27 protein-coding genes and 1 tRNA gene are annotated in these 25,410 nt (G+C 70.0%); 13 read left to right on the plus strand and 15 right to left on the minus strand.

Features of this window, described 5'->3' with window-relative positions:
• The first annotated feature begins 46 nt into the window (after positions 1 to 46).
• A complete protein-coding gene (locus C4313_RS02685) occupies positions 47 to 364 on the plus strand; it encodes an anti-sigma factor (RefSeq protein ID WP_352428334.1) in 318 nt (105 codons plus the stop codon).
• 34 nt (positions 365 to 398) lie between these two features.
• Positions 399 to 1,982 carry an amidohydrolase gene (locus tag C4313_RS02690; protein WP_352428335.1) on the plus strand — a complete coding sequence of 528 codons (1,584 nt, stop codon included), beginning with the start codon at positions 399 to 401 and terminating at the stop codon, positions 1,980 to 1,982.
• 13 nt (positions 1,983 to 1,995) lie between these two features.
• On the opposite strand, the gene C4313_RS02695 is transcribed toward C4313_RS02690, so the two are convergent.
• The 11 genes from C4313_RS02695 to C4313_RS02745 all read right to left on the minus strand — a co-directional run bounded on the left by C4313_RS02695 (position 1,996) and on the right by C4313_RS02745 (position 11,299).
• Positions 1,996 to 2,835, minus strand: a complete 840-nt coding sequence (locus tag C4313_RS02695; RefSeq protein ID WP_352428336.1) for a DMT family transporter — start codon at positions 2,833 to 2,835, stop codon at positions 1,996 to 1,998.
• Positions 2,832 to 3,827 (minus strand): tRNA (adenosine(37)-N6)-dimethylallyltransferase MiaA, encoded by a 996-nt coding sequence (gene miaA / locus C4313_RS02700; protein ID WP_352428337.1) that lies wholly within the window; start codon positions 3,825 to 3,827, stop codon positions 2,832 to 2,834. Before miaA ends, C4313_RS02695 begins: the two co-directional genes overlap by 4 nt.
• A gap of 13 nt (positions 3,828 to 3,840) precedes the next feature.
• Positions 3,841 to 4,071 (minus strand): hypothetical protein, encoded by a 231-nt coding sequence (locus C4313_RS02705; RefSeq protein WP_352428338.1) that lies wholly within the window; start codon positions 4,069 to 4,071, stop codon positions 3,841 to 3,843.
• 12 nt (positions 4,072 to 4,083) lie between these two features.
• The gene (hflX, locus tag C4313_RS02710; RefSeq protein ID WP_352428339.1) at positions 4,084 to 5,481 is read right to left on the minus strand and encodes a GTPase HflX; all 1,398 of its coding nucleotides are present in this window, start codon (positions 5,479 to 5,481) and stop codon (positions 4,084 to 4,086) included.
• 94 nt (positions 5,482 to 5,575) lie between these two features.
• Positions 5,576 to 6,751: an aminotransferase class I/II-fold pyridoxal phosphate-dependent enzyme gene (locus C4313_RS02715; RefSeq protein WP_352428340.1), complete on the minus strand. Its 1,176-nt coding sequence runs from the start codon at positions 6,749 to 6,751 to the stop codon at positions 5,576 to 5,578.
• A 53-nt stretch (positions 6,752 to 6,804) separates the two neighbouring features.
• Positions 6,805 to 7,629, minus strand: coding sequence for a PHP domain-containing protein (locus C4313_RS02720; RefSeq protein WP_352428341.1), 825 nt, complete (start codon positions 7,627 to 7,629; stop codon positions 6,805 to 6,807).
• Complete coding sequence (locus tag C4313_RS02725; RefSeq protein ID WP_352428342.1) at positions 7,626 to 7,886, minus strand: stage V sporulation protein S; 261 nt, start codon at positions 7,884 to 7,886, stop codon at positions 7,626 to 7,628. Before C4313_RS02725 ends, C4313_RS02720 begins: the two co-directional genes overlap by 4 nt.
• 210 nt (positions 7,887 to 8,096) lie before the next feature.
• Positions 8,097 to 8,333 carry a translation initiation factor IF-1 gene (gene infA, locus C4313_RS02730; RefSeq protein WP_088572070.1) on the minus strand — a complete coding sequence of 79 codons (237 nt, stop codon included), beginning with the start codon at positions 8,331 to 8,333 and terminating at the stop codon, positions 8,097 to 8,099.
• Positions 8,334 to 8,418: 85 nt separating this feature from the next.
• Positions 8,419 to 8,787 (minus strand): septum formation initiator family protein, encoded by a 369-nt coding sequence (locus C4313_RS02735; RefSeq protein ID WP_352428343.1) that lies wholly within the window; start codon positions 8,785 to 8,787, stop codon positions 8,419 to 8,421.
• A gap of 49 nt (positions 8,788 to 8,836) precedes the next feature.
• A tRNA-Leu gene (locus C4313_RS02740) sits at positions 8,837 to 8,920 on the minus strand.
• 114 nt (positions 8,921 to 9,034) lie between these two features.
• Positions 9,035 to 11,299 carry an NADP-dependent malic enzyme gene (locus tag C4313_RS02745; protein ID WP_352428344.1) on the minus strand — a complete coding sequence of 755 codons (2,265 nt, stop codon included), beginning with the start codon at positions 11,297 to 11,299 and terminating at the stop codon, positions 9,035 to 9,037.
• Between the two features lie 467 nt (positions 11,300 to 11,766).
• Here C4313_RS02745 and C4313_RS02750 point away from each other — a divergent pair, with 467 nt between their 5' ends.
• The 11 genes from C4313_RS02750 to C4313_RS02800 all read left to right on the plus strand — a co-directional run bounded on the left by C4313_RS02750 (position 11,767) and on the right by C4313_RS02800 (position 20,628).
• A complete protein-coding gene (locus tag C4313_RS02750; RefSeq protein ID WP_352428345.1) occupies positions 11,767 to 12,867 on the plus strand; it encodes a M24 family metallopeptidase in 1,101 nt (366 codons plus the stop codon).
• A 27-nt stretch (positions 12,868 to 12,894) separates the two neighbouring features.
• Positions 12,895 to 13,938, plus strand: coding sequence for a hypothetical protein (locus C4313_RS02755; protein WP_352428346.1), 1,044 nt, complete (start codon positions 12,895 to 12,897; stop codon positions 13,936 to 13,938).
• Positions 13,939 to 14,007: 69 nt separating this feature from the next.
• Positions 14,008 to 14,220 carry a hypothetical protein gene (locus tag C4313_RS02760; protein ID WP_352428347.1) on the plus strand — a complete coding sequence of 71 codons (213 nt, stop codon included), beginning with the start codon at positions 14,008 to 14,010 and terminating at the stop codon, positions 14,218 to 14,220.
• A 64-nt stretch (positions 14,221 to 14,284) separates the two neighbouring features.
• Positions 14,285 to 15,283: a 2-hydroxyacid dehydrogenase gene (locus C4313_RS02765; RefSeq protein ID WP_352428348.1), complete on the plus strand. Its 999-nt coding sequence runs from the start codon at positions 14,285 to 14,287 to the stop codon at positions 15,281 to 15,283.
• A 136-nt stretch (positions 15,284 to 15,419) separates the two neighbouring features.
• Positions 15,420 to 15,998, plus strand: coding sequence for an HDIG domain-containing metalloprotein (locus tag C4313_RS02770; RefSeq protein WP_352428349.1), 579 nt, complete (start codon positions 15,420 to 15,422; stop codon positions 15,996 to 15,998).
• Complete coding sequence (locus C4313_RS02775; RefSeq protein ID WP_352428350.1) at positions 15,995 to 17,101, plus strand: LysM peptidoglycan-binding domain-containing protein; 1,107 nt, start codon at positions 15,995 to 15,997, stop codon at positions 17,099 to 17,101. The genes C4313_RS02770 and C4313_RS02775 overlap by 4 nt, the downstream gene beginning before the upstream one ends.
• A gap of 53 nt (positions 17,102 to 17,154) precedes the next feature.
• On the plus strand, positions 17,155 to 17,625 hold the full coding sequence (locus tag C4313_RS02780) for a cold shock domain-containing protein (protein WP_352428351.1): 471 nt from the start codon (positions 17,155 to 17,157) through the stop codon (positions 17,623 to 17,625).
• A gap of 13 nt (positions 17,626 to 17,638) precedes the next feature.
• On the plus strand, positions 17,639 to 18,436 hold the full coding sequence (recO, locus tag C4313_RS02785; protein WP_352428352.1) for a DNA repair protein RecO: 798 nt from the start codon (positions 17,639 to 17,641) through the stop codon (positions 18,434 to 18,436).
• A gap of 84 nt (positions 18,437 to 18,520) precedes the next feature.
• Entirely contained in the window at positions 18,521 to 19,165 is a 645-nt protein-coding gene (locus C4313_RS02790; RefSeq protein WP_352428353.1) for an MSMEG_4193 family putative phosphomutase, read from the plus strand.
• Positions 19,166 to 19,219: 54 nt separating this feature from the next.
• The gene (locus tag C4313_RS02795; RefSeq protein WP_352428354.1) at positions 19,220 to 19,747 is read left to right on the plus strand and encodes a DUF3090 domain-containing protein; all 528 of its coding nucleotides are present in this window, start codon (positions 19,220 to 19,222) and stop codon (positions 19,745 to 19,747) included.
• 77 nt (positions 19,748 to 19,824) lie between these two features.
• Positions 19,825 to 20,628: an SCO1664 family protein gene (locus C4313_RS02800; RefSeq protein ID WP_352428355.1), complete on the plus strand. Its 804-nt coding sequence runs from the start codon at positions 19,825 to 19,827 to the stop codon at positions 20,626 to 20,628.
• Positions 20,629 to 20,646: 18 nt separating this feature from the next.
• Here the strand turns inward: C4313_RS02800 and C4313_RS02805 are convergent, their stop codons facing one another.
• The 4 genes from C4313_RS02805 to C4313_RS02820 form a co-directional block, all read right to left on the minus strand.
• Positions 20,647 to 21,690 (minus strand): molybdopterin-dependent oxidoreductase, encoded by a 1,044-nt coding sequence (locus C4313_RS02805; protein ID WP_352428356.1) that lies wholly within the window; start codon positions 21,688 to 21,690, stop codon positions 20,647 to 20,649.
• 9 nt (positions 21,691 to 21,699) lie between these two features.
• A complete protein-coding gene (locus C4313_RS02810; protein WP_352428357.1) occupies positions 21,700 to 23,496 on the minus strand; it encodes a thioredoxin domain-containing protein in 1,797 nt (598 codons plus the stop codon).
• Positions 23,497 to 23,610: 114 nt separating this feature from the next.
• Positions 23,611 to 24,399, minus strand: a complete 789-nt coding sequence (locus C4313_RS02815; protein ID WP_352428358.1) for a GGDEF domain-containing response regulator — start codon at positions 24,397 to 24,399, stop codon at positions 23,611 to 23,613.
• Positions 24,372 to 25,409, minus strand: a complete 1,038-nt coding sequence (locus C4313_RS02820) for a carbohydrate kinase family protein (protein ID WP_352428359.1) — start codon at positions 25,407 to 25,409, stop codon at positions 24,372 to 24,374. The genes C4313_RS02815 and C4313_RS02820 overlap by 28 nt, the downstream gene beginning before the upstream one ends.
• Position 25,410: the final 1 nt, after the last annotated feature.

The raw sequence follows: 25,410 nt of genomic DNA on the forward strand, positions 1-25,410 counted from the left end.
TCTCTGGATCTTACCGACCGTGTCCGTTCCAGGGGCGGGTCCTCGCGTGGTTGTCTTGCGGGGCACGGAGGCGGCCCCAGCGGCCGAGGGCTATCTGATCCTGGAAGATGGCCAGGGCCTCCTGGTGATCCGCGGGCTGCCGCCCCCCCCAGAGGGCCATGCCTATCAAGTCTGGTTCGGGGACGACACGTCCCGTCGGATGAGCGGCGGTCTCTTCCGCACCACCGAGCGACGCTACGGCCTCTACCGGATCACGGTCCCAGCGGACCTTTGGGCTTACCGCCGCGTGGGGGTGACCCTGGAGCCGGAGGGGGGCAGTCCGCAGCCCACCGGACCCCGGATGCTGCACGGCCTCCTGCGCTAGGCCCGGGGACCCCATTTCCTCGGAGGAGGCATCCGTGCGCGAGGCGGATCTGATCCTCATCAACGGCCGGATCTACCCGTTGGACCCGGAGTCTCCGGTGGCGGAGGCCCTGGCGGTGGTCGGCGAGGAGATCGTGGCGGTCGGCGCAGCGGAGAGGGTCCGGGCCTGGCGGGGCCCCCGCACCATGGTAGTGGATGTGGGCGGGGCGGCGGTGCTCCCGGGCCTGATCGATGCCCACCTGCATCTGGAAGGCTATGCCCGCGCCCGGATGGGAGTGGCGGTCGACACACCGACCCTTGAGGAGGCGCTGGAGCGGGTGGCCCGGCGGGCGGCTCTGACCCCGCCGGGCGAATGGATCGTCGGCCGAGGCTGGCTCCAGGAGCCCTGGGGCCGCTTCCCCACCGCAGACGACCTGGATCGGGTGGCGCCGAACCATCCCGTGGCCCTGTGGGCCCGCAGCGGCCACGCCCTTTGGGCCAACCGCGAGGCCATGCGCCGGGCCGGCGTCACCCGGGAGACTTCTGATCCGCCCGGCGGGCGCATCGGGCGGGGGCCCGACGGCGCCCCCAACGGCCTGTTCTTCGAGCAGGCGACCGCCCTGATCGCCCGGGTTCTCCCGGAGCCCACCGTGGAGGAACTGGCCGAAGCCCTCTATGAGGCCCTCCACGAACTGGCGGCCCTGGGGCTGACGACCGTGCACAACTTCGACGGCCCTCGGAGCCTGGCTGCCCTGCAGGTCCTCCATCAACGGGGCGACCTCCCCGTGCGTGTCATCCAGCATCTCCCCCTGGAGGTCCTGGACCATGCCCTGGCTGTGGGGCTGCGGACGGGGTTTGGGGACCCATGGCTGCGGATCGGGGCGGTGAAGATCTTCGCCGACGGGGCCCTAGGACCCCGCACCGCGTGGATGCTGGAGCCCTATGAGGGCGAGCCCGAGAACGTGGGAATGGCCTTCACGCCGCCGGAGGTCATGCGGGAGGCAGCCCGCCGCGCCACCGCCGCCGGCCTGTGGCTGGCCATCCACGCCATCGGGGATCGGGCCAACCGGGAGGTGCTGGATCTGTATGAAGAGGTGCGGGCGCTGGAGGCCCGCCTAGGGATCCCGCCAGAAGCCCGGCGCCACCGCATCGAACACGCCCAGCGGGTCCACCCGGAGGATCTCCCCCATTTCGCCCGCCTGGGGATCATTGCCTCGATGCAGCCCATCCACGCCGTTTCGGATCGGCCGATGGCGGAGCGCTACTGGGGGAAGCGCTGTGCCACCGCCTACGCATGGCGTAGCCTGAAGGCCCATGGGGCGCGGCTCGCCTTCGGCTCCGACGCCCCCGTCGAATCGCCGAACCCCTGGTGGGGACTGCACGCCGCCGTGGTCCGCGAGGGCTGGTATCCAGAGCAGGCCCTCTCCCTCCTGGAGGCCCTGGAGGCCTACACGGTGGGCCCGGCGTGGGCTGCCGGTCTGGAGCGCCGGCAGGGACGGCTGCGGCCCGGGATGTGGGCCGATCTGGTGGTGCTGGAGGCGGATCCCTTCCACATTCCGCCGCAGGACCTGCCTTCGATGGGCGTGCGGGGGACGCTGGTCGGCGGCCGCTGGGCGTATCGGCGGCACGATCTGGGGTGAGGCGGGGCCGTTTTTATCCCCGCATCAGGATCCCCACCCCCAGGAGAATGAGGGCCGCCCCCAGGACCCCGAGGGGCCCTAACCGCTCTCCCCACACCAGGTAGGAAACCACCGCCGCGACCACGGGCTCCACGGTGGCGACCACTGCCGCCCGGGTGGCCTCCAGCCGCTGCAGGCCGGCAGAATAGGCCAGGTAGGCCAGGTAGGTAGAGCACACGGTGAGGAAAAGGACGGCCGCCCATGCCACCCCGTCCGCGGTGGGGAAACGGAGGGGGATCAGGGGCAGGAGGCTGAGGGCGCCGGTGGGCATGGCGTAGGCGAAGAGGGTGGGGATCTCGTAGCGCCCCAGATAACGCTTCCCGAACAAGTAGTAGAGGGCGTAGGTGAAGCCGGAGATCAGGCCCCAAAGAATCCCCGCGCCGTGGAGGCGGACCTCGCCGCCCTGGAGGCTGACGCCGGCCACGCCGGCCATGGTGAGGACCAGCGCCAGCCCTTGGCGGGGGCCAAGGGGCTCTTTCAAAAAGAGCCAGGAGAGCACGGCCACCCACGCCGGGGCGGTGTAGAGGAGCACGGCGGCCATGGCCCCGCCGCCGGCCCGCACGGCCAGTTGGTAAGCCGCGTAGAATCCTCCCACACCTACCAGCCCGAAGCCCAACACCGTGGGCAGGTCCCGTCCTGCCACACGGAGCTGGCCCCTACACGCGGCGTGGAGCCCGAAGAGCGCCCCGCCCAGCACGGCCCGCCAGAAGGCCACCTCCAACGGCGCCATGCCGTGGGCGAAGGCCAGCCGGCTCGTCGGGCCGATCAGCCCCCACAGGAAAGCCGCCGCCAGCATAAAACCATACCCGCTCATCCAGAGTCCTCCGCCTCCGAAGGATGAGGGGGCAGGGCCGGTCCTTCCCCCTCCGCCTCCCGCCTGAGTTCCCCGGCCAGCCATCCGGCGATCTCCTCCACCGTTTGGTGGCTGAGGTCGAACCAGCGGATCCGCGGGTCGCTCAGACGGAACCAGTTATACTGATGGTGCACGAAGGTCCGCGTGGCGGCCTTGATCCGGCGGACTGCTTCCTCCAGCGGGATCTCCCCCCGCAGGTAGGCGCCGATCTGGCGATAGCCCAGACCGGTCATGGCCGGCAGATCCCACGGATAGCGCTCGGCCAGCCGGCGGACCTCCTCCACCAGCCCCTGGGCGATCATGCGATCCACGCGCTCGTCGATGCGTCGGTAGAGTTCCGCCCGGGGCCGGGTCAGGCCGATCAGGATCGTCCGGTAAGGCGGGGGCTGCTTCCGCCGCTGGGCCGAGAAGGGCTGTCCGGTCCGGTAACAGACCTCCAGGGCCCGGATCACCCGGCGGACGTTGCGGGGGTCGATGCGGGCGGCGGCCTCGGGGTCCCGGCGCTGGAGTTCTTCGTAGAGGGCGAGGGAGCCCTCCCGGCGGGCCCGCTCCTCCAGGGCCTGGCGCAGCACAGGGTCCGGCGGCGCCGGAGGGATCTGCCAGCCTTCCACCACCGCCCACACGTAAAGGCCGGTGCCCCCCACCAGGAAAGGCAGCCGCCCCCGCCGGTGGACCTCGTCGATGGCGGCGTAGGCCAAGCGCTGGTATTCGGCCAGGGTGAGGGGGCGATCCGGGTCCGTGAGGTCGATCAGGTGATGGGGGACCCGGGCCCGCTCCTCGGGGGTGGGCTTGGCGGTGCCGATGTCCATCCCTCGATAGATCTGGCGGGAGTCCGCGGAGAGGATCTCCCCGTTGAAACGCTCGGCCAGGGCGAGGGCCACTTCGCTCTTGCCCACCGCCGTGGGCCCGACGATGACCACGAGGGGTCGAGGGGGGTCGGGGCGCAGGGTCATCCGGCCGGCCGCTTCAAAGGACTTCGGCGATCAGCCCGCCGAGCAGGGCCACGATCAGGCCCAGATAGAGGAAACAGTTGAAGGCCGCCACCGTCCCCAGGAGGGGCAGCCCGGGGACCAGGCGGTCCAGGAGCATCAAGAGGAAGTCCAGGGCGATCAGGGCGACCCCCACCAGGATGGGGAGACCCTTGTGGTGGGCCAAGAACTCCGCGGTCTGATCCACCCAGCGGTTGATCCGGGACACGGCGCCCTCGCCTCACGCCACAAAGATCTGTTGGGCGGCCTCCGACCCGGCGTGCTCCAGGTAAGGGCGGAAGGCGGCCAGCAGGCGGCCCGGCAGGCGTCCCGAGAGGGTCACCTCGTTATCAGTATGGGCCTCCCACTCCACCACCCCCTGTTCGTAGAACAGGGCGATGAGGTCCCCGCGGCCCAGGGGCAAGCGCACCCGAACCGGCGTCAGGCTCTGATAGAGGATGGCCTCCACCTTGCGCAGCAGGTCCTCAAGGCCGATGCCGTAGGCTGCTGAGATGGCGACGAAGTCCGGGTGCTCCGCCGCCAGGGCCCGGACCTGCTCCGGGTCCGGCATGCGGTCGATCTTGTTCAGGGCAGTGATCATCGGGATGTCCTGCACCCCGATCTCCCGCAGGGTCTGGACCACCACGCAGGCCTGTTGGAGGGCGTTGGGGTGGGTGATGTCCAGGACGTGGAGGATGAGGTCGGCGTCGTTGATCTCCTCGAGGGTGGCCCGGAAGGCGGCCACCAACGGGTGGGGGAGTTTCTGGATGAACCCCACCGTGTCGGTGAACAGGGCCACGCCACCGTTGGGCAGCTTCACCCGACGGGTGGTGGGGTCCAGGGTGGCGAAGAGTTGATCGGCCACCAGGACCTGGGCGCCGGAGACGGCGTTGAGGAGGGTGGATTTGCCGGCGTTGGTGTAGCCCACCAGGGCAACCACAGGGATCTGGGCGCGGCGGCGGCGCTCCCGATAGCGCTGGCGGTGGGCCCGCATCGCCTCCAGTTCCCGCTTGAGGTGGGCGATACGCTCCTTGATGCGTCGGCGGTCGATCTCTAGTTGCTTCTCGCCGGGCCCTCGCAGGCCGACGCCGCTGATGCCGCCCCGCCCGAAGGAGCCGCCGGCCTGCTGGGCCAGGTCCTGCCAGCGCCGGGTCAGACGGGGCAGCCGGTATTCGTATTGAGCCAGTTCCACCTGGAGGGCGCCCTCGCGGGTGTGGGCGTGTTGGGCGAAGATGTCCAGGATCAGGGCGGTGCGGTCCAGCACCCGGACGGCTTCGCCGAAGGCGTTCTCCAGGTTGCGTTGTTGGGAGGGGGAGAGTTCGTCGTCGAAGATAACCATGTTGGCGTTCATAGTCCGGACCAGGGCTTTGATCTCCTCGACCTTGCCCGGGCCGATGTAGGTGGCCGGATGGATACGGCGCAAGCGCTGCACCGCGCGGCCCACCACCTCCACGCCGGCTGTGCGGGCCAGTTGCGCCAGTTCATCCAGAGAGTCCTCCACCGACAACAGCCCCGGCTTCCCGTAGACCTCGATCCCCACCAACACCGCCCGGTCCACCGGGGCCACGGTTTCATACGCCTCGCGGCCGATCCTGCACCTCCTGCGCTCAGGGTGGGAAGGGGCGACCCCCCGGCTCATCGGGCCGGGCGGCTCTCCCGATAGGCAATCCAGATCGCCCATCCGAAGACCAGGATCTCCAGCAGGGCGGCGGCGACCAGATAAGGAACGTGGCTCATGGCGATCCCCGATGGAAAGCCTGGAGGCGCCGCATCGCCTCCTCCAGGCGGGGGACCGGCTGGACCAAGGAGATGCGGATGTAGCCTTCGCCGGCCTCCCCGAACATCGCCCCGGGGGCCACCGAGACCCCCGTGGCTTCCAGGAGGCGGGCGGCGTAGTCCGCGCTGCGCCATCCCTCGGGCAGGCGCGCCCAGATATAAATCGTGGCACGGGGCCGCTCGGCCGTCAACCCCGCCGCCCGCAGCCCCTCCACCACCACGTCCCGCCGCCGGGCGTATTCCGCGTTCCGTTCGGCCATCCACTCGTCGTCGTGGGTCAGGGCGATGGCGGCGGCCTCCTGGATCGGGCGGAAGTGCCCGGAGTCGATGTTGCTCTTCAGGCGGGCCAGGGTCCCCACCACCTCGGCGTTGCCCACGACCATCCCAACGCGCCAGCCGGCCATGTTGTGGGACTTGGAGAGGGAATAGAACTCGACGGCCACTTCCTTGGCCCCCGGGATGCTGAGGATGCTAGGGGCCCGGTAGCCATCGAAAGCCACGTCGGCATAGGGGTTGTCGTAGGCGAGGAGGAGGTTGTGCTGCCGGGCGAAGGCCACCGCCTCGGCCAAGAACTCCGGGGTGGGGCAGGCGGCCGTGGGGTTATTGGGATAGTTCAGCCAGAGGATACGGGCCCGGGCCAAGATCTCCGGTGGGATCGCACGGAAATCGGGGAACCAGCCCCGCTCCGGTCGCAAGGGCATGTAGAAAACGTCCGCCCCCGCGGCCAGGGCGCCGTCGGTGTAGGTGGGGTAGCCCGGCGAGGGGACCAGGGCCACATCCCCTGGGCCCAGGTAGGCCAGGCTCAGGTGGAAGAGGCCCTCCTTGGAGCCGATGAGGATGAGGACCTCTCGATCGGGGTCCAGGTCCACCCCGAAGCGGCGGGCGTAAAAGCGGGCCACGGCCTGGCGCAAGGCGGGGATCCCCCGATAGCCGGCGTAGCCGTGGGCGTGGGGATCCCGCGCGCTCCGCTCGAGGGCCTCTAGGATGAAAGGGGGTGGCGCCATGTCCGGGCTGCCGATGTCCAGGCGGATCAGGTCGCGGCCCTCCGCCTGGAGCTCCGCGATGCGTCGCTCCAGGGCGGCGAAGGGATAGGGCTTGAGCCGCCGCATCCGCTCCGCAGGGGCCGGAGGCATCGTCGCTTCCACCTCCAGGGTTTCCCCTATTTTAGCACGCCGCGCGGAGATTCTCAGCGCGGGCGGCGGTCCCGCAGCCGATCCAGGGTGTGGTCGGGGACCGGCAGGGTGCCCAGGAGGATGCGGCCGTCGGGCTCGGGGCCGTGGAAGTCGCTCCCCCCCGTAGGGACCAGGTTGTAGGTCTGAGCGAGGACCATCAGCCGGGCCGTCTCGTCGGGGGAGTGGTCCGGGTGGAAGACCTCGAGGCCGGCCAGGCCGGCCCGCCAGAGGACTTCGAAGTTCCCCGGGATCCCGGTGCGGCCTGGGTGGGCCAGCACCGCCACCCCGCGGGCGGCCCGCACCAGGGCGATCACCTCGCGGGGATCCACGGGGCGCCGGGGGACATAGGCCGGGCGCCCGCGCCCCAGCCAGCGCCGGAAGGCTTCGGCCTCATCGGTAACGTAGCCATGTCGCACCATCGCCCGGGCCAGGTGGGGGCGGCCCAGCACGTCCCCCCGCGCCAGTTCCACCACCTCCTCCCATGGCACCGGCAAGCCCAGTTGGGCGAGACGCTCCGTCATCGCCTGGATGCGCTCCACCCGCTCCGCCCGCATGGCCTCCAGCAGCCGCTGCAGGTCGGGGTGGTCCGGGTCGATGAAATAGCCCAGCAGGTCGATCTCCTCCTCCGGCCCCCCGACGCTGATCTCCACCCCGGGGATCACCTCCAGGGGGGTCCCCTGGGCCGCAGCCTGTGCCTCGGCCACGCCCGCTGTGGTCTCGTGGTCGGTCAGGGCGATGGCCCGCAGGCCGCGGGCGACAGCTTCCTGCACCACCCGGGCGGGGGTCCACCAGCCATCCGAGGCGGTGGTGTGGACATGCAGGTCCAGGCGGGGGCTCATCGCTTCTCGATCACGAAGCGGATCGCCGTCCGCTCCTGATCGTTGATCTTCACATCGGTGAACTCGGGGACACAGATGATGTCGATGCCGTCCTGGGCCAGGTAGGTACGGGCGATGCAGATGGCCTTGACGGCCTGGTTGACCGCGCCGGCGCCGATGGCCTGCACCTCCGCCCGCCCCCGTTCGCGGATCACCCCGGCGATGGCTCCGGCCACGGCTGTGGTGCGCGACTTGGCGGCCACTTTAATCGTGTTCATCGTGCTCCCTCCGCGAGGATCCAGGATGGTGGCAGGTGGTCCCGTTCCCTTTCGGCGGCTGACGATCCGTGCGGTTCCGCGGCGAACCTCCTCGGCTGGGGATGGCAACGGAGGGAGAATCCCGCCCGTTGCGGCCGGCTTTTTCCTAAAGATTATACTCACCCACGCCGCCGGCGCACGGAAGGAGATCCCCTGGGGGCCCCCGCGCGGTCACCGGGAGAGCCGGCGGACGATGCGGCCCCGGCTGAGGTCATAGGGGGAGAGTTCCACCAGCACCCGGTCTCCCAGGAGCACGCGGATGTAATACATCCGCATGCGGCCTGAGAGATGGGCCAACACCTCGTGGCCGTTGTCCAGGCGGACCTTGAACATCGTGTTCGGAAGGGTCTCGACGACCGTCCCTTCCACCTGGATGACGTCCTTGGCTTTCTCGCCGCCTTTGGCCATCGAGCCTCCCTGAGCGGTCCTGTTCATCTAGATTCTACCAAAATCTGAGCGATTCCGGGGCGGCCCCCTCGGTCGCTCGAACAGCTCAGCGGCCGCGAAGGAGAGCCTCCCAGGCCTGCCAGGGCATGGGGGTGGGGGTGGGCAGGGCCAGCGGGGTGGAGGTGGGGGTTGGCCGCGAAAGGCGGAAAGGGGTCTCTCGAGGGCGGACCATGCCGGCCTCCACGCGGGCCCAGCGAGCGACGAACTCGTCGCTGCGCACGTAGCGGGCCTCCTCGGCCAGGCGGGTGGCCTGGGCCTGCAGGGTGGCGATGGCCCGCTGGAGCCGTTCGGCCTGCTCCACCCGCCGTCGGTAGCGTTCCAGGTTCTCCCAGGCGTGGTCGGCCAGGAAGGCCAGGGCCAGCAGCACCGCCACCCGGACCAGCCAGCGCCCCCCCACCGTCCAGCCGCAGGCCACAAGCGTCCTCCGGAAACAAAAAATCCCGAAGGGCGATCCCTTCGGGCAGTGCCGGGGGCGGGATTTGAACCCGCACGGGCGTGCGCCCACTACGCCCTGAACGTAGCGCGTCTGCCAGTTCCGCCACCCCGGCGTTTCAATGTTAATTCTACCAGGGCCCATCTCGCTGTCAAATCCGCCCCGCCGATGGAGGGCCCGGACGAAGCAAGCGCCACCCGGGCCCGGAGCGTCAGGGATGCGGTGGCCCTCAGGCGGGGACGGGGGTCGGCGGTCGGGCCCGCTCCTGGGCGTCCAGCGCGGCGATGGCGGCGATGAAGACGATGTCCTGGACCTCGTCCCCGGTCTGGAGGACGTGGACGGGCTTGCCCATCCCCAGGAGGATCGGCCCGATGGCCTGGGCGTTGCCCAGCCGCTGCAGCAGTTTGTAGGCGACGTTGGCCGCCTCCAGGTCCGGGAAGACCAGGACGTTGGCGTCCTTCACCCGGCTGAAGGGGTAGCGTTCTTCGATGATCTCCGGCACCACCGCGGTGTCGGCCTGCATCTCCCCGTCGATGAGGATATCCGGCCGCCGCTGGTGGACGATCTCCACTGCCTGGCGCACCTTCTCGGAGAGGGGGTGGCGGGTGCTGCCGAAGTTGGAGAAGGAGAGCATGGCCACCCGCGGCTCGATGTCGAAGCGGCGGGCGAAGTCGGCCGCCATGATGGCGATCTCCGCCAGGTCCTCGGCGGTGGGCTCGATGTTCACCGTGGCGTCGGTGAAGAAATAGACTTTCTCCTTCACGATCATGATGTAAAGCCCGGCCACCTTGCGCACCCCCTCGCGGACCCCCACCACCTGCAGGGCGGGGCGGATGACGGCGGGGTAATCGTAGGTGAGGCCGGAGATGAAGGCGTCGGCGTCGCCCATCTCCACCATCATGGGGCCGAAGTAGTTCGGCTCCAGGAGCAGTGTCCGCGCCAGGGCCAGGGTCACGCCCTTGCGCTGTCGCTTCTCGAAGAGGCGCCGGGCGTATTCCTCCAGCCGCGGGAAGGTCGGCGGATAGACCACCTGGGGGCTGCAGCGCAGGCCCAGTTCCTCCATCCGCTGCCGGATGACCTCGGGGCGGCCGATGAGGATGGGCTGGCCGATCCCCTCCTCCTGCACCAGGGCCGCCGCCCGCAGGATCTTGGGCTCCTCCCCCTCGCCGAAGGCGATACGCTTGGGGGCCGCCTTCGCCTTGTTGATGATGAAACGCATCACCTGGGTGCCCTTGCCCAGCCGGGCCGCCAGCCGCTCCCGGTATTCCTCGAGGTCGATGCGGATGCGGGCCACCCCGGTCTCCATGGCCGCCTGGGCCACCGCCGGCGCCTCCCACAGCATCACCCGCGGGTCCAGGGGCTTGGGGATGATGTAATCCGGTCCGAACCGCAGGCTTTCCAGCCCGTAGGCCTTCAGCACGCTGTCGGGCACGTCCTCCCGGGCCAGGGCGGCCAGGGCCCGCGCCGCCGCCAGTTTCATCTCGTCGTTGATGGCCCGGGCCCGCACGTCCAGGGCCCCCCGGAAGATGAAGGGGAAGCCCAGGACGTTGTTGACCTGGTTAGGGTAGTCGCTGCGCCCTGTGGCGACGATGGCGTCGGGCCGCACCTCCTTGACCAGTTCGTAGCGGATCTCGGGGTCCGGGTTGGCCAGGGCGAAGATGATAGGCCGCTCGGCCATCGAGCGGACCATCTCCGGGGTGAGGACGTCGGCCACCGAGAGGCCCAGGAAGACGTCGGCGCCCCGGATGGCCTCGGCCAGGGTGCGGGCGTCGGTGTCGGCGGCGAAGCGCTCCTTGTAGGGGTTCATCCCCTCCTTGCGGCCCTTATAGATCACCCCCTTGGTGTCCAGCACGATCAGGTTCTCTTTGCGCACCCCCAGTTTGACCCACAGGTCGGCGCAGGCGATGCCCGAGGCCCCGGCGCCGTTGATGACCACCTTGATCTCGTCGATGCGCTTGTCCACCAGTTCCAGGGCGTTGAGCAGCGCCGCCGCCGAGATCACCGCTGTCCCATGTTGATCGTCGTGGAAGACCGGGATGTCCAGGGTGGCCCGCAGCGTCTCCTCGATGTAGAAGCACTCGGGAGCCTTGATGTCCTCCAGGTTGATCCCTCCGAGGGTCGGGGCGATGGCCTGCACCACTCGGATGAACTCGTCAGGATCCCGCGTGTTCACCTCGATGTCGATGGCGTCCACGTCGGCGAACTTCTTGAAGAGGACGGCCTTGCCCTCCATCACCGGCTTGGCGGCCAAAGCCCCTCGGTCCCCCAGCCCCAGGATGGCGGTGCCGTTGGAGATGACGGCCACCAAGTTCCCCTTGATGGTGTATTCATAGGCCAGGTCCGGGTTTTTCTCGATCTCCAGGACCGGATACGCGACCCCCGGGCTGTAGGCCAGGGAGAGATCCCGCTGGGTGATCATCGGCTTGGTGGGGACGATCTCCAGTTTCCCAGGGCGACCTTTCCGGTGATATTCCAGGGCGTCTTCGCGGAGCATGGGAACCTCCTGGGATTCGGGCTTTTCCCCTCGCCGAGCGGCTTTTACCTTATCGGATCTCTGGGGAGCCGGCAACACCCTGGCCAGGTCGCTGGCTTCCTTAATTTCATCAACGGCGCGGTGACACGGATGTTACACGAGAGAAAGGCCTCCCGGGCGTCGCGCGCGACCCGGGGGCCCGCCAGGGCCGGGTATGGGGGTCCGGTTGCTCTTCAAAGCCCGAGCGTATAGATGAGGTCTTCCCGATCCGGCGGCACGGACCGCAGCACGGCCATAGTCGGTGACGTGGGCCTCGGCGAAGCGATCCCCCTCCAGATGCGCCTGGAAGCCCTCCGGGGAGCGGACCCGGTAGGGCGCCTGGCGGTAGAACTCGCAGGAGATATCGGTTATAAAACGGGGGCGGCGGCTTGCGGGTCCGCCGGGGTTCGGCTACCATAAGGAATCAATCTGAACCGGGAGCCAGCGCGATGGCGGCCCTTCACCTCCGGCGCGTCGAGGCCCTGCGCCGGCGCATGGTCGAGGCGAACCTCGATGCCTTGTTCATCACCGCCCTGCCCAACGTCCGCTATCTGTCCGGCTTCACCGGATCGGCGGCTGTCCTCTGCCTCACCCGCCAGGGGGCCTGGATCCTCACCGATTTCCGCTACTGGGAGCAGGCCGCCCGCCAGGCGCCGGATTTCACCCTCTACCGCCTTCAGAACCGCCGGTTCTCACAGATCCTCCCGGAGTTCTGGAAAGAGATCGGTTCCCCCCGCCGCGTGGGCTTCGAGAGCGCCCATGTGACGGTCGACCAGTGGCTGACCTGGAAGGAGGCCGTCCCTGAGGTGGAGTGGGTCCCGGTGAAGGACTGGGTGGAGGCGCTGCGGGCGGTGAAGGATGCGGAGGAACTGGCTCGCATCCGGGAGGCCGCCCGCGTCGCCGACGCCACCATGGCTTATCTGCGTCGCCGCCTGAGGCCGGGGATGACGGAGCGGGAGGCGGCGTGGCTGGCCGAGCAGTATCTGCGCACCCACGGGGGGGAGGATGTGGCCTTCGACATCATCGTCGCCTCGGGCCCCAATGGGGCGATGGCCCACCATCGTCCGGGGGATCGCCGGCTGCGGGCCGGCGAGCCCATCGTGGTGGACCTGGGGGCGCGGGTGGATGGATATCACTCGGACCTCACGCGCACTTTTGTCCTGGGGCGCATGCCGCGGCGGTTCCGGGAGGTCTACGCGGTGGTGCTGCGGGCCCAGGAGGCGGCCCTGCGTGGGATGCGGGCGGGAATGACGGGGAAGGAGATCGACGCCCTGGCCCGGTCGGTGATCGAGGCGGCCGGGTATGGGGAGGCCTTCGGTCACGGTCTGGGCCATGGGATCGGGCTGGAGATCCACGAGAAGCCTGCCGCCGGGCCCATCGCGGAGGACCCGGTGCCGGCTGGCGCCGTCCTGACGGTGGAGCCCGGCATCTATCTGAGCGGGTGGGGTGGCGTTCGGATCGAGGACATGGTCGTGGTCGGCGAGGAGGGGGTCCGGGAGATTCTCACGCAGGCCTCCCGGGATCCTCTGATCCCGGCCCGATCGGCGTGATCCCCCAGAAGCGAGAAGGAGGCCGCCGTGGGAACGCTCATCCAGGCGATCGGGATCCTGCTCCGACCGCACCGTCGGACCCTCCTGGTGGGAGGAGGGGTCTTCCTGCTGGGCCTGGCCGTCGGCCTGGTTTACGGCTGGTATATCGCCCCGGTGGAATGGACAGACGCCGCGCCAGTGGATCTGCGCCTCGATTACCGAGATCGATATTTGCGCTTGTTGGTCATGGCCGTGCAGGGCGGTTTCCTTCGTCCGGAGGAGGCCCACAACTGGCTGGGGGAGCGCTGGCTTCTTCGAGACGCCGCCCAGCGCCTCCGGAGCCTGGCGAACCAAGAAGCGGACCCGGGGGGCCGGGCGGTCATGGCCCAACTGGCCGCCCTCTGGGAGCAACAGGCGCCGCCGTCGCCCCCTGCCCGAGGGGGAGGGGGATTCTCGCTTCCCACCTGTCTGCTAGGGCTAATCGGCCTGGGGCTGATCCTCCTGGTGTTCTTCCTCCTCTTTCGCTGGCGCCGGCCGGCGCCGGCCCCGGCGCGCCGCCCCGCGGCGGGGACGCCGGCCGGGACCCATGCTCCTGCGGCGGTCCTCGAGATCCCCGAGCGGCCGGAGGTTCGCCCCGGTGTTCCGGAGCCGCCTCTCTCCCAGCACCGGGTGACCTATAAACTGGGTGACGACGCCTTCGACCTCTCGTTCCCCATCGAGCTGCCCAGCGGGGAGTTCCTGGGCGAATACGGCGTGGCCATCTCCGAGACCATCGGGGTCGGGGATCCCGCCAAGGTGACGGCTTTTGAGGTCTGGCTGTTCGATAAGAACGACATCAAAACGGTGACCCGGGTGCTGGCCAGCGAGCACGCTTATCGGGATCCGGCCCTGCAGGCCCGGTTGCGGCCGAAGGGGGATCTGGTGCTGGCGACGCCCGGAGGCCGGATTGAATTGGAGACGCGGGACCTCCGGCTGGAGGCCCGGGTGGTGGAGATGGAATACGGCACGGGAGCGCTGCCTCCCAACAGTTTCTTCAACCGCCTTACCCTGGAACTGGCCGCGTGGCGGAAGGCAGCGCCCCCCGAGGCATGAGGGAGCGACGACCCTCGCAGGAGCGCGCGGCCGGACGGGGGATCCCATCCTGAGCCAGAAAGGAGCGCCATGGTTTTCCCAGGAGAGCCCGAAGAGGAGTTCTCGATAGAGACGCTGGCGGAGACCGAGCATTTCACCCTCTGGCGCAGTGCGGACCAGGAGGGTGAGATGCTTTTCCACCTGGAAATGGGCAACATGTCCATCCATCTCACCGAGGAGGAGTGGGAGGAACTGGTCTCGCTGGTGGAACAGGCGCTGGAGACGCTGGAGGGTGGCCGGTGAGCCCACCGGGAGGCGGCCTTCCCGGCGGCGGCCGTCTTCCCTCATCCCGAACGGAGGTCTTGCCATGGCCAGGCCCAAGGTCTACATCACCCGGCGGATCCCGGAGCGCGCTTACGAGATCCTGCGCGAGCACGCCGACCTCAAGATCTGGGACAGCGACCTGCCGGTCCCGCGGGAGGTGTTGCTGCGGGAGGTGGCCGATGTAGAGGGGCTGCTCTGCCTGCTCACCGAGAAGGTGAACGCGGAGCTCCTGGACGCCGCCCCGCGTCTGAAGGTGGTCAGCAACATGGCGGTGGGGTTCGACAACATCGACGTGGCGGAGTGCACCCGGCGGGGCATCCCGGTGGGCAACACCCCCGGGGTGCTCACCGAGGCCACCGCCGATTTGACGTGGGCCCTGTTGCTCGCCGCGGCCCGGCGCCTTCGGGAGGGCATCGATTACGTGCGGGAGGGCCGTTGGGTGACCTGGGGTCCGCTGCTCCTCCTGGGCCAAGACGTCTATGGGGCCACGCTGGGGATCATCGGGATGGGCCGCATTGGCACCGCCGTCGCCCGCCGCGCCCGTGGGTTCAACATGCGCATCCTCTACCACGACGTGCGCCGCAACGAGGCCGCCGAGGCTGAACTCGGTGCCGTCTTCGTGGACTTGGACACCCTCTTCCGGGAGAGCGATTTCATCACCATCCATACGGACCTCAACCCCTCCACCTACCGTCTGGTGAACCGAGAGGCCTTCGCCAAGATGAAGCCGACGGCGGTGCTGGTGAACGCCGCCCGGGGGCCGATTGTGGACACCGATGCGCTCTACGAGGCCTTGATGGAGGGTCGCATCTTCGCCGCCGCCCTCGACGTCACCGACCCGGAGCCGCTCCCCGCGGACCATCCGTTGTTGACCCTGCCGAACTGCATCGTGGTCCCCCACATCGGCAGCGCCACGGTGACCACGCGCAACCGGATGGCGGAACTGGCTGCCCGGAACGTGCTGGCCGGCCTGCGGGGGGAGCGGCTCCCCCACTGTGTGAACCCCGAGGTCTACGAACAGGCCCGCCCAGCCGCCTCGTAGACCCCCTGACGCCACCGGGTCGGGGCGGGCCCGCCGCCCGCCCCGACCTTGACAGCCCCATGGAACCGCCGCACAATCCTACCCCGATCCCCCTGCGTCATCGGCGGGGGCCATTTTGGCACTGAGGTAGGCGGAGATGCCCACGCGGGAGGAAGCCTGGGCCCTGGTTTGTGCGTTCACCCAGAGCGAGAACCTGCGCCGTCACATGTTGGCGGTGGAGGCCGCCATGCGGGCCTACGCCCGCTACTTCGGTGAGGACGAAGAGGTCTGGGGGATCGTGGGGTTGTTGCACGATTTCGACTACGAGCGCTATCCCCACGTGGCGCCGGATGGCCATCCCAACCAGGGCGCCCGTATCCTGCGGGAGCGCGGGTGGCCCGAGGACATCATCCGCTCCATCCTCTCCCACGCCACCGAGGTCACCGGCGTCCCGCGAGTGACCCTGCGGGACAAAGCCCTCTACGCCGTGGATGAACTCACCGGCCTGATCACCGCCGTGGCCCTGGTCCGGCCGGACCGCAGCCTGTACAGCGTGACGGTGCCTTCGATCTTTAAGAAATGGAAGGACCGGCGGTTCGCAGCCGGGGTGAACCGGGAGGACATCGAGCGGGGCGCGGCGGAACTGGGCGTCCCCCTGGAGGACCATGTGGCCCGGGTCCTCCAGGCCATGCAGGGCATCGCCCCCCTCCTGGGCCTGGATGGATCGTCGCGATGAGCGCGGCGCCGCCTGCCGGCCCCTTCCGCCGTTGCCCGCAGTGCGGCGTGCCGGTCTCCCAGCGCGCCCGCACATGTTGGCGCTGCCGGGCGGATCTCACCCGGCCCCCGGAGGTGGAGCCGGAGCCCGAGCCCCCCGTCCCATGGCGATCGGCCCTGTTGGGCGCAGGGCTGGTCCTCTTGGCCCTCATCGCCGCCGGGTGGCTGGCGCTGCGCCTGGCGCGGGCCGCGCAAACCCGTCCGACCCCCACGCCGGCCCCAACGCCCACGCCGACCTCGACCCTGCCACCGACCCCCACGCCCACGCCGACCTGGACCCCCACGCCCATCCCGCCGTTGCAGCACCAGGTCCAGGCTGGGGAGACGCTCTCCGAGATCGCCTTGCGGTATGGGGTTGCAGTGGAGGAGATCCGCCGGCTCAACCATCTCTCCGGGGACCTGATTGTGGCCGGCCAGGTGTTGCTGGTGCCGGTGTATACGCCTACGCCGATCCAGGCCACCCCGACGCTGCCGCCGGGGGTGACGCCTCCGCCCACTCCGCGGCCGGACAAGGTCCTCCACGTGGTGCAGCCCGGAGAGACCCTGTTGGCGATCGCCCAGCAATACGGGGTGTCCATGCGGGCCCTTCAGGAGGCCAACGGCATCGCCAACCCAGAGCGCATCCAGGCGGGCCAGACCCTGGTCATCCCCCTGGCGACGCCCACCCCGGCCCCGGGGCCCACCCCCACCCCGACCCCGGCTCCGACCTATCCACCGCCGCCACTGCTCCGCCCGTCGGACGGCGCCCTGGTGGAGGGGGCGGGCCTGCCGGTCCTGTTGCAGTGGGCCTCGGTGGGGCGGCTGGAGATCGACGAGTGGTATGAGGTGCGGGTGTTCCGGGAGGATGGGGGGGAAGTAGGGATGCTCCGCACCCACGCCACGGCCTGGCATCTCCCGGCCGCGTTGCTCCAGGCGGCCGTCGGCGAGGGGACGGGGCCGCACCGGTTCCGATGGACCGTCCAGGTGGTCCGGCGGGTGGTGGAGCGGGACGGCTCCGTCCGGTATGAGCCGGCGGGGCCAGCAGCCGCCCGGACCTTCCGCTGGCGTCCGGGGGGCACCCCGTGATCCAGCCTCTCCCGCGTCCCCGCGCGCGGGCGGATGGCCGGTGGAGGTGTAAGATGGAGGCAGGGAGCGCCCGCCGGTTGGACCTCGACGGGAGGTGGAGCGCGATGCCGTTCGCCGACAAGTTGCTGACCTGTGAGCGATGCGGACGCCCGTTCGTGTTCACCGTCACCGAGCAGCGGCGGATGGTGGAGGCCGGTCAGCCGCTGGTGGAGCCCACCCTCTGCCCGAAGTGTCGGGCGGAGGCAGCGCGGCCCCGGCGGAAACTGGAGCCTGGCCAGGTCTACGAGGGCCGGGTGAAGTGGTTCAGCCCGGAGAAAGGATATGGGTTCATCCGGTGCGAGGACGGCACCGAGATCTTCTTTCACCGCACCGGCATCGTGCGCCCCGGCCTGGTCCTGGAGGCCAACCAGCCGGTGACCTTCGAGGTGGAGGTGACCCCCAAGGGCCCGCAGGCCGTCCGTGTCACGCCCGTCCCGGCCTCCGCGGCCGCTGGCCCGGCCGAGGGCGGCCGGCCGCCCTCGTGATCGGCACCGGTCGATGGATCGGGGACGCCTGTATCGGACAGAGGCCATCATCCTGCGGCGATCGGACTTCGGGGAGGCGGATCGGCTGTTGGTCATCCTGACCCCCGAGTTCGGCAAGCGCCGCGTGCTGGCCCGCGGGGTCCGGAAGATCCGGAGCCGCAAGGCCGGCCACCTGGAGCGGTTCATGCAGACCTCGCTGCTGCTGGCCCGGGGGCGGGAACTCGACGTGGTCAGCCAGGCGGAGGTCATCCACGCCCATCCCCACCTGCGGGAGGACCTCGCCCGCAGCGCCATGGCCCACTACGCGGCGGAACTGGCCGAGGCCTTCGCCCCCGAGGGCGAGGAGGGCCGCGATCTCTACCGGCTGCTGGCGGAGACCCTAGACCGCCTGGACCGGGAGGAGGACCCGAACAAGGCCCTCCGCTACTACGAGCTCCATCTCCTGGAGGTGGCTGGCTTCCGTCCCCAGGTGGAGTTCTGCGTCCACTGCGGGGAGCGCCTCCGGGAGGAGCGGGGGCCTTATGGCTTCGACCTGGGGCGGGGCGGCGTGCTGTGTCCCCGGTGTGCGCCCCGCTTTCCGGCTGTCCGCCCCCTCAGCCGTCAGGCCCTCAAAGGCATCCGATGGATCCTGCGGACACCCTATCCGACCTTCCGGGCCTCGCCGATCTCCGCAAGGACCCTGGAGGAGATCGGCGAGGTGATCGCCCGTTATCTCCTGGCCGTCCTGGAGCGCCGCCCCCGCGCCGCCGCCTTCCTCGACCGGCTGGCGCCGCCGGAGCGTCCCGCTGGGGAAGCCGGTGCCTCCTCGTGATCGATCGGGCTGCTCCCGTTCGTGAGGGCGGAGAGGATCTGTATTATACTTGGCGTGGAAGAGACCGCGGCCGGGGTGGCCCGGATGGCCCTCATCCTCTTGATCCGCCATGCGGCGAACGACTCCCTGGGGAAGTGGCTGGCCGGGTGGACGCCAGGGGTGCACCTGAACGAGAAGGGCCGTCGGCAGGCGGAGGACCTGGCGGAGCGCCTGGCCTCGCTGCCCATCCGGGCCATCTACAGCAGCCCGCTGGAGCGCGCGGTGGAGACCGCCGAGCCGCTGGCCCGGCGGAAGGGGCTGCGCATCGAGATCGTCCCTGAACTGGGAGAGGTCCGCTACGGCGCGTGGACGGGGAAATCCCTGAAGCGGCTGCGGCGGCAGAAGGCCTGGCAGCGCCTGGTCAGCGTCATCAGCCGGGCCCGTTTCCAGGGCGGCGAGGCCATGGTGGATCTGGTGGCCCGAGCGGTGAACGCCGTGGAGGCCATCGCCGGGCGCCATCCTCGGGAAATGGTGGCCCTTTTCACCCACGGCGATCTGATCCGGGCGGTCACCGCCTACTACCTGGGGATGCCGCTGGATCTCTACCACCGCCTGATGATCGCCCCGGCCTCAGTGACGATCTTCTGGCTGGCCGAGGGGCCGCCGTTGCTGCTCCGGCTGAACGACACCGGGCCGCTCCAGTGGCCGCTGGAGGATCTGGCCGTGCTCTCGAAGGGGCGTAAGCGCTGACGGGGCCCTCGGCGGCCGGGCGTCCGCCCCCAAGATCCGTCCGGGCAGGAGGAGATGCCGCGCTTGATTTACGATCTGCGGCCGGTCGATCGGATCACCACCGACGCCGTCGGCGAGCCTGGGAGGCGCACTTTCTACATCCAGGCCCGCCAGGAGGACGTGCTGGTTACCATCCTCTGCGAGAAGGAGCAGGTGCGGGCGCTGGCCCGTTCCCTGGAGGAACTGCTGGAGGAGATCAACGCGAAGTTCCCTCGTCCCCTGGGCCGGGAGCCCGGCGAGGAGGAACTGCGCCTGGAGGAACCCCTGGAGCCCCTCTTCCGGGCAGGACGGATGGGGCTGGGCTATGAACCGCACGGGGACTGGGTGGTCCTGGTCATCCAAGAACTGCCGGAGGCCGATCAGGACCCCGACACGTTGCGGGTGGTCCGCTTCTGGGCGACGCGGGAGCAGATGCACGCCCTCAGCCGCCGTGGCGCCGACGTGGTCGCCCGCGGACGCCCCCTGTGCCCCCTGTGCGGCCGGCCGATAGATCCCCAAGGACACATCTGCCCGCGCCGCAACGGCAAGGCCGTGGTCTTCTGAATCGGGCGGCGACCCCGCCCACCGGCATCCGCCGGCACGCGAACCGGAGACCTCCGTTCCGATCGGCGATGGAAGAGATGGACGGGCGGAAGGGACGGATCGGACGGCGGCCCCACGAGGGTCGGGAGATCCCCATCCCGGACCCGCTGTCCCCCGATACGCCCAAGGATCGGGTCTTGCGGTGGCTGGCCGAGGGGGCGATCCGACCCCTGGGCGTGGTGCCCTGGGGCTCCAACTATACGTTCCTGGCCGCCGTCTACCATGACGCCGTGGCCGGCCTGGCCATCTACAAGCCGCAGCGCGGGGAGCAGCCCCTGTGGGACTTCCCGGAGGGCACCCTGTGCGATCGGGAGGTGGCCGCCTATGTGGTCAGCGAGGCCCTGGGCTGGGGGCTGGTGCCGCCCACCGTGCTGCGGGAACATGGCCCTTACGGTCGGGGAGCGCTGCAGCTGTTCATCGACGCCGACCCGGATGCCCACTATTTCACCTTCTGCGACGAGCCCGCCCTGCAACCGACCTTGATGCGCCTGGCGGTCTTCGACCTGATCGTCAACAACGCCGACCGCAAGGCCGGCCACTGCCTGCGGGACCGGAGCGGGCGGATCTGGGCCATCGACCATGGGATCTGCTTCCACGCCGAGCCGAAACTGCGCACCGTGATCTGGACCTATCAGGGGCAGCCCATCCCCGAGGACATCGTGGCGGAGGTCCGCGCCTTCTACGAGCGGCTGCGGGGGGACGCCGCGCTGCGGGCGGAACTGGGCCGGCTGCTCCGCGCGGAGGAGATGCGGGCCCTGGAACGGCGCACGGCGGATCTGCTGGCCCACCCGGTCTTCCCCCGCCCGGGCCCCTGGCGCGCCGTCCCATGGCCCATGATCTGAAGGAGGGGTCGGTTCGGACTACGGCGCGGCGATCACCACCCGTACCGCGTGCTGCTCGTCGGTGCCGTCGGGGAAGGTGCCGCCCAGCAGGCGGCCACGGCCCCGGGGCTGGACGTAGCCGTCGTTCTGGACCACCCGGGCCCGGATCACTGCCTCCCCGGCCGGGGGGTGCTCCCACCAATAGCGCCAGACCGTCCAAACATAGGGCGTGGGCCCGCGGGTCAGGGAGGCCTCCTGCCATGTCCGGCCGTCGTCCACGCTGACCTCCACCCGGGCGATGCCGACCGGTCCGGAGAAGGCGATCCCATGGATCTCCACCGGCCCGGCGGGGATCATCCCCGGGCGGGGCTGGTCGATGCGGGAGTTGGGCTTGATGATGGCCTCCTTCGACCAGCCCTGCCCCTCCCAGTAGCCCGTGTGCTCGCCCCGGATGAGTTCGATGCGCGTGATCCATTTGGGTTGCTTCATCCCGTAGCGCCCCGGCCACAGCGCCCGCAGGGGAAACCCGTGCTCCGGCGGGAGGACTTCCCCGTTCATCATGTAGGCCAGCAGGGAATGGGGGTCCTGGGCCAGCGAGAGGGGGATGCTGGTGTGGTAACCGTCGGCGGCGTAGAGGACCACCTCGCGGGCGGTGGGCCGGGCTCCTGCCCGCTCCAGCAGGTCGGCCATGCGCACGCCTTTCCACAGGGCGTTGCCGATGAGATCGCCGCCCACCGGGTTGCTGATGCACTCCAGGGTCCGCATCTCGATGACCGCCGGCATGGCGAGGAGGTCCGCGTAGGTGAGGCGGAGGGGCCGCTCCACCTCCCCGACGATCTCCAGGGCCCAGGCCTCCACGTCCACGCGGGGGATGGTGCTGTATTTCACCTCGTAGAATTCCGAAGTGGGGGTGATGGGGACGGCCGCCTCGACCGGCCACTGCTCCGGGCCCGGCAGCCGCACCGGGGTGTGGGGAACGGCTGGAGCCTCGGGGGAGGGGAGGCGACGGGCACAGGCGGCCGCCAGCGCTCCCGCGGCGCCACCGATCAGCAGGCGCAACACCTCCCGCCGTCGCCAGTCCATGCCGCCTCCTTATGCCTCCACCTCTTGCAGCCGCTGGCGGACCTCTTCGGGGGTGTGGGCGGGCGGGAGGCACCGCGTCCCCACGCAGACGTAGGCGGCTGGGGTCCCGTCGGGTGAGAAGCCCTGGGCCGCGATGGCCTGGCGGTCCCCCTCGGGATCCAACGGGATCACCACCCGGGTGAAGGGATCCCCCTGCCAGGCCGCCGCGAGCAACGCCTGGGTGCGAGGATCTTCCATCGGACCGATGACGTGGATCCGGATGGGCTCGGTCAGCGCCCGCTGCACCGCCAGCCCATAGGGAGCCGCCGCGAAATCGTATTTCCCATATTCCGCCTCGAAGGCCAGCAGGGTCCGCTCGGCGATCTCCCGCGCCCTCCGGTCGCCGGTCAGGTCATACAGCATGAGGTAGAGCTCGGCGGCGGCGGCGTTCTCGTCCAGGGGCTTCTGGCGGATGCGCAGGGCGCCGAGGGCCTGCGGGTCCTCCGGCCGGTCGAAGAACCCGCCCTCCGGGTCGGCCAGGGCGGATTCCAAATAGTCCCGCAGCCGCAGGGCCCGCTCCAAGAAGCGGCGGTCCCCGGTGCGCTGGAAGGCCATCAGGGCCGCCCGGGCGTAGTGGACCTGATCGCCCAGCAGTGGTGGTACCCCCTTCTGCGCGGCCCGCTCGCCGTGGACGTCCACGTAGTGGTCGAGGGCGCCGCGGGCCTCCTCGAACGTCAGATGCCACACAGCCTCCAACGTCCGCAGGGCCATAGCCGTGAGGTCCGGTTCCTTCAGCCGATCCCCAGCGATCAGCAGCGCGATGGCCATGAGGCTGTTCCAGTTGGTGTAGACGGTGCGGTCCACGGCGGGCGGCGGGCGCTGCGCCCGCTCCGGGCCCGAGCGGGCGTAGTAGTCTTCATCGGCGTCCTGGCTGCCCCAGAAGACCCCCCTTTCGGGATCGTAAAGGGTCCGCCGGACATAGGCCAGGGCCCGGACCGCCGCCGTCCGCAGCCCTTCGTCCTCCAGGAGGTCGGCGGCGTGCAGGTAGAGGGGGATGAGGCGGGCGTGGTCCTCCAGCATCTTCTCGAAGTGGGGCACGCTCCAATCCCGCGTGGTCGAATACCGGAACCAACCCCCCTCCACCGGATCGAACATCCCGCCATCGGCCATGCCGTGCAGGGTGCGCCCGACCATCTCCGCCAGCCGCTCGTCCCGTCGCCCGCCCCGTCGGTATTCCAGGAGCAACAGCCAGCAGGCGTCGGGGTGGGGGAACTTGGGGGCTTCGCCAAAGCCCCCGTAAACCGGATCGTAGTCCCGGGCGATCAGGCCGACCAGGTGCAGGGGGATGGTCCAGGAGAGCCGGGCGCCGGGCCGGGCCACCGGGCGGCTGAGGGCCTGACGCCGGCGGGCGATCTCCTCGGCCCGCCGCCGGATCTCCTCCCGGCCGGCCCGGTAGTATTGCAGGACTTGAAGGAGCACCTGACGCATCTGGTGGGGCGGGATGTAGGTGCCGCCGGTGAGGATCTCGCCATCCGGGGTCAGGAAGACGGTGGTGGGCCACCCGCCCATGTTATAGCGGGCGTTGATGTCCGGCCGGCGATCGGTGTCCACCCGGATGGGAACGAAATAGGTGTGGATGAGTTCGGCGATCTCTGGATCCGAGTAGGTGCCGGTGTGGACTGGATCACCGGGGAGGCCGCGGTCCATGACGTGACACCAGTGGCACCAGGTGGCAGAGATGCTGAGCAGGATCGGCTTGTCCTGCCCCTGCGCCTCCCGGAAGGCCTCTTCTCCCCACTCCCGCCAGCGCACCCGGCTCTCCCCCATGGCCCCTCCCGCGGGTTTCGGTCGTGCGCATCGTTTTCATCCTACAGGAGGCGAATCCGATGCGCAACTTTCCCCCGCGCGGCCGATCCATTTGGAGTAAACTGATAAAGCGCTTTATCCCACAAGGGGAGGTGGCGGATGCGCGGGCGTGGGGTTCACCACGCCGCCGATGATGGAGACGGAGAGTTCGGGGGCCTGGACGACCTCGGGAAAGCGCTCCAGGACGTGACGGGCGACCGGGCTCAGGACATGGGGACGGGTCAGCAGCACGAAGTCGTCGCCGCCGATGGGGCCGAGGAAGTCCTGAGCGGGTTCCCCCTCCTGGAGCAGGTGGGCGAAGCGCTGGAGCACCCGATCGCCCTCCCGGAAGCCGTGGCGGTCGTTGAAGGCCTTGAAGGCGTTGAGATCGATGTAGGCGATCCCGAAGGGCTGGCCTTCCGAGAGGCGCCGGCGGATCTCCGCCTCGATCTCGGGGTTGTCAGGGAGGCCGGAGAGGGGGTTGGTGGCCTGCTCCCGCTGGGAGCGGCGCAGGTGCATCTTCACCCGGGCCAGCAGTTCCGGGATGGCCACCGGTTTGGTCAGGTAATCATCTGCCCCCGCCTCGATGCCCTGGAGTTTGTCCTCGATCCGCCCCATGGCGGTCAGCATCAGGATGGGGACGGTGCGGAGGGGCCAGAGGGTCCGCAGCCGCCGGCAGACCGCGAAGCCGTCCATGCCCGGCAGCATCACATCCAGCAGGATGAGATCCGGCTTGCGGTCCCGGATCCAGTCCAGGGCGGCGGGGCCGTCCGCTACCGCCTCCACGCGGTAGCCGGCCCGGCGCAGCGCCAGCGCCAGCGACAGCAGTTCCCGCAGTGCGGGCTCGTCTTCGACGATCAGGATCGTGGCCTTGGCCTCATCCATGGTCCCCTGGCCGTGGAAATGTCGGGCGGCTCCGAGCCCAGAAGCCCCAGCGCCTCCTCCAGCGCATCGCCCCATGGCCGCCAATCCGGGCTCGACCGGGCGCGGGCCAAAAGCCCACGGACGGCGGATCGGCCGGGGAAGGCGCCGATGATCCCCCAGACGGTGCATGCGAGGGCGCCGGCGGCGTTGCCCAGCAGGGCCGCGGCGGCGGGGCTGGCCCCCCGGACCATCGCCATCAGAAAGCCGGCGGCGAAGGCGTCCCCGGCCCCAGTGGTGTCCATGGCCGCGACGGGGAAGGCCGGCGCCTGGAGCGTCTCTCCCATCCGCCCGAGGACCTGGCAGCCGCGGGCGCCCTGCTTCACGACCACCCAGCGCGGCCTCTCCTCCTGAAGGGCCTGGCAGGGGTTGGAAGCGAAGAGGAGGGCCGCCTCGGCCTCGGTGAGCAGGAGAACGTCGACCTGCCGCGCGGCGGCCCGCACGGCCTCCGGCGCCATCCGGCAGGCCGGCAGCCCGGGATCCAAGGCGCACAGCCGGCCCCGGCGCCGGGCCTCATGGAGCAGGGCCGTGGCCGTGTGGAACAGCGGCCCCTCGTCCAGGAGGGCATAGCCGGAAAAGTGAAAGGCCGTCGCCCGGTCGAGGCTCTCCCAGGCCGTGGGGTTCAGAGCGGCAAGCCGGCTGGCGCCGCGGTAGGAGATCATTGTCCGCTCCCCGTCCGGGGTGACCAGGATGGCGATGAGCGAAGTGGGGGCTTCGGGGCGGCGCTGGAGGTTGGAGATCTCCACGCCGGCGGCGGCCAGTTCCCGCAGGGCCCATTCCCCCAGCGGATCGGTGCCGACCGCGCCGATGAGGCCAGCGGGCCAGCCCAGGGCCGCGGCGACGGCAGCGGTGTTCGCCGCCGAGCCCCCCGCCCGCAGGCGCATCTGGCTCCCGTGGACATCCCCGCCCGAATCCGGCAACCGCGGGAGGGCCAGGAACAGATCGACGGTCACATCCCCGACGGTTAACAGCAAC

This window comes from Thermoflexus sp. (assembly GCF_040289485.1).
Classification (GTDB): domain Bacteria; phylum Chloroflexota; class Anaerolineae; order Thermoflexales; family Thermoflexaceae; genus Thermoflexus.

What these genes read in the sequence shown, in the direction of transcription:
- C4313_RS02695 (WP_352428336.1), bottom strand. Translation starts at nt 2,835, where the DNA reads ATGAGCGGGTATGGTTTTATGCTGGCGGCGGCTTTCCTGTGGGGGCTG.
- miaA (WP_352428337.1), bottom strand. Translation starts at nt 3,827, where the DNA reads ATGACCCTGCGCCCCGACCCCCCTCGACCCCTCGTGGTCATCGTCGGG.
- hflX (WP_352428339.1), bottom strand. Translation starts at nt 5,481, where the DNA reads ATGAGCCGGGGGGTCGCCCCTTCCCACCCTGAGCGCAGGAGGTGCAGG.
- C4313_RS02715 (WP_352428340.1), bottom strand. Translation starts at nt 6,751, where the DNA reads ATGCCTCCGGCCCCTGCGGAGCGGATGCGGCGGCTCAAGCCCTATCCC.
- C4313_RS02720 (WP_352428341.1), bottom strand. Translation starts at nt 7,629, where the DNA reads ATGAGCCCCCGCCTGGACCTGCATGTCCACACCACCGCCTCGGATGGC.
- C4313_RS02725 (WP_352428342.1), bottom strand. Translation starts at nt 7,886, where the DNA reads ATGAACACGATTAAAGTGGCCGCCAAGTCGCGCACCACAGCCGTGGCC.
- infA (WP_088572070.1), bottom strand. Translation starts at nt 8,333, where the DNA reads ATGGCCAAAGGCGGCGAGAAAGCCAAGGACGTCATCCAGGTGGAAGGG.
- C4313_RS02745 (WP_352428344.1), bottom strand. Translation starts at nt 11,299, where the DNA reads ATGCTCCGCGAAGACGCCCTGGAATATCACCGGAAAGGTCGCCCTGGG.
- C4313_RS02750 (WP_352428345.1), top strand. Translation starts at nt 11,767, where the DNA reads ATGGCGGCCCTTCACCTCCGGCGCGTCGAGGCCCTGCGCCGGCGCATG.
- C4313_RS02760 (WP_352428347.1), top strand. Translation starts at nt 14,008, where the DNA reads ATGGTTTTCCCAGGAGAGCCCGAAGAGGAGTTCTCGATAGAGACGCTG.
- C4313_RS02765 (WP_352428348.1), top strand. Translation starts at nt 14,285, where the DNA reads ATGGCCAGGCCCAAGGTCTACATCACCCGGCGGATCCCGGAGCGCGCT.
- C4313_RS02770 (WP_352428349.1), top strand. Translation starts at nt 15,420, where the DNA reads ATGCCCACGCGGGAGGAAGCCTGGGCCCTGGTTTGTGCGTTCACCCAG.
- C4313_RS02775 (WP_352428350.1), top strand. Translation starts at nt 15,995, where the DNA reads ATGAGCGCGGCGCCGCCTGCCGGCCCCTTCCGCCGTTGCCCGCAGTGC.
- C4313_RS02780 (WP_352428351.1), top strand. Translation starts at nt 17,155, where the DNA reads ATGGAGGCAGGGAGCGCCCGCCGGTTGGACCTCGACGGGAGGTGGAGC.
- recO (WP_352428352.1), top strand. Translation starts at nt 17,639, where the DNA reads ATGGATCGGGGACGCCTGTATCGGACAGAGGCCATCATCCTGCGGCGA.
- C4313_RS02790 (WP_352428353.1), top strand. Translation starts at nt 18,521, where the DNA reads ATGGCCCTCATCCTCTTGATCCGCCATGCGGCGAACGACTCCCTGGGG.
- C4313_RS02795 (WP_352428354.1), top strand. Translation starts at nt 19,220, where the DNA reads ATGCCGCGCTTGATTTACGATCTGCGGCCGGTCGATCGGATCACCACC.
- C4313_RS02800 (WP_352428355.1), top strand. Translation starts at nt 19,825, where the DNA reads ATGGACGGGCGGAAGGGACGGATCGGACGGCGGCCCCACGAGGGTCGG.
- C4313_RS02805 (WP_352428356.1), bottom strand. Translation starts at nt 21,690, where the DNA reads ATGGACTGGCGACGGCGGGAGGTGTTGCGCCTGCTGATCGGTGGCGCC.
- C4313_RS02810 (WP_352428357.1), bottom strand. Translation starts at nt 23,496, where the DNA reads ATGGGGGAGAGCCGGGTGCGCTGGCGGGAGTGGGGAGAAGAGGCCTTC.
- C4313_RS02815 (WP_352428358.1), bottom strand. Translation starts at nt 24,399, where the DNA reads ATGGATGAGGCCAAGGCCACGATCCTGATCGTCGAAGACGAGCCCGCA.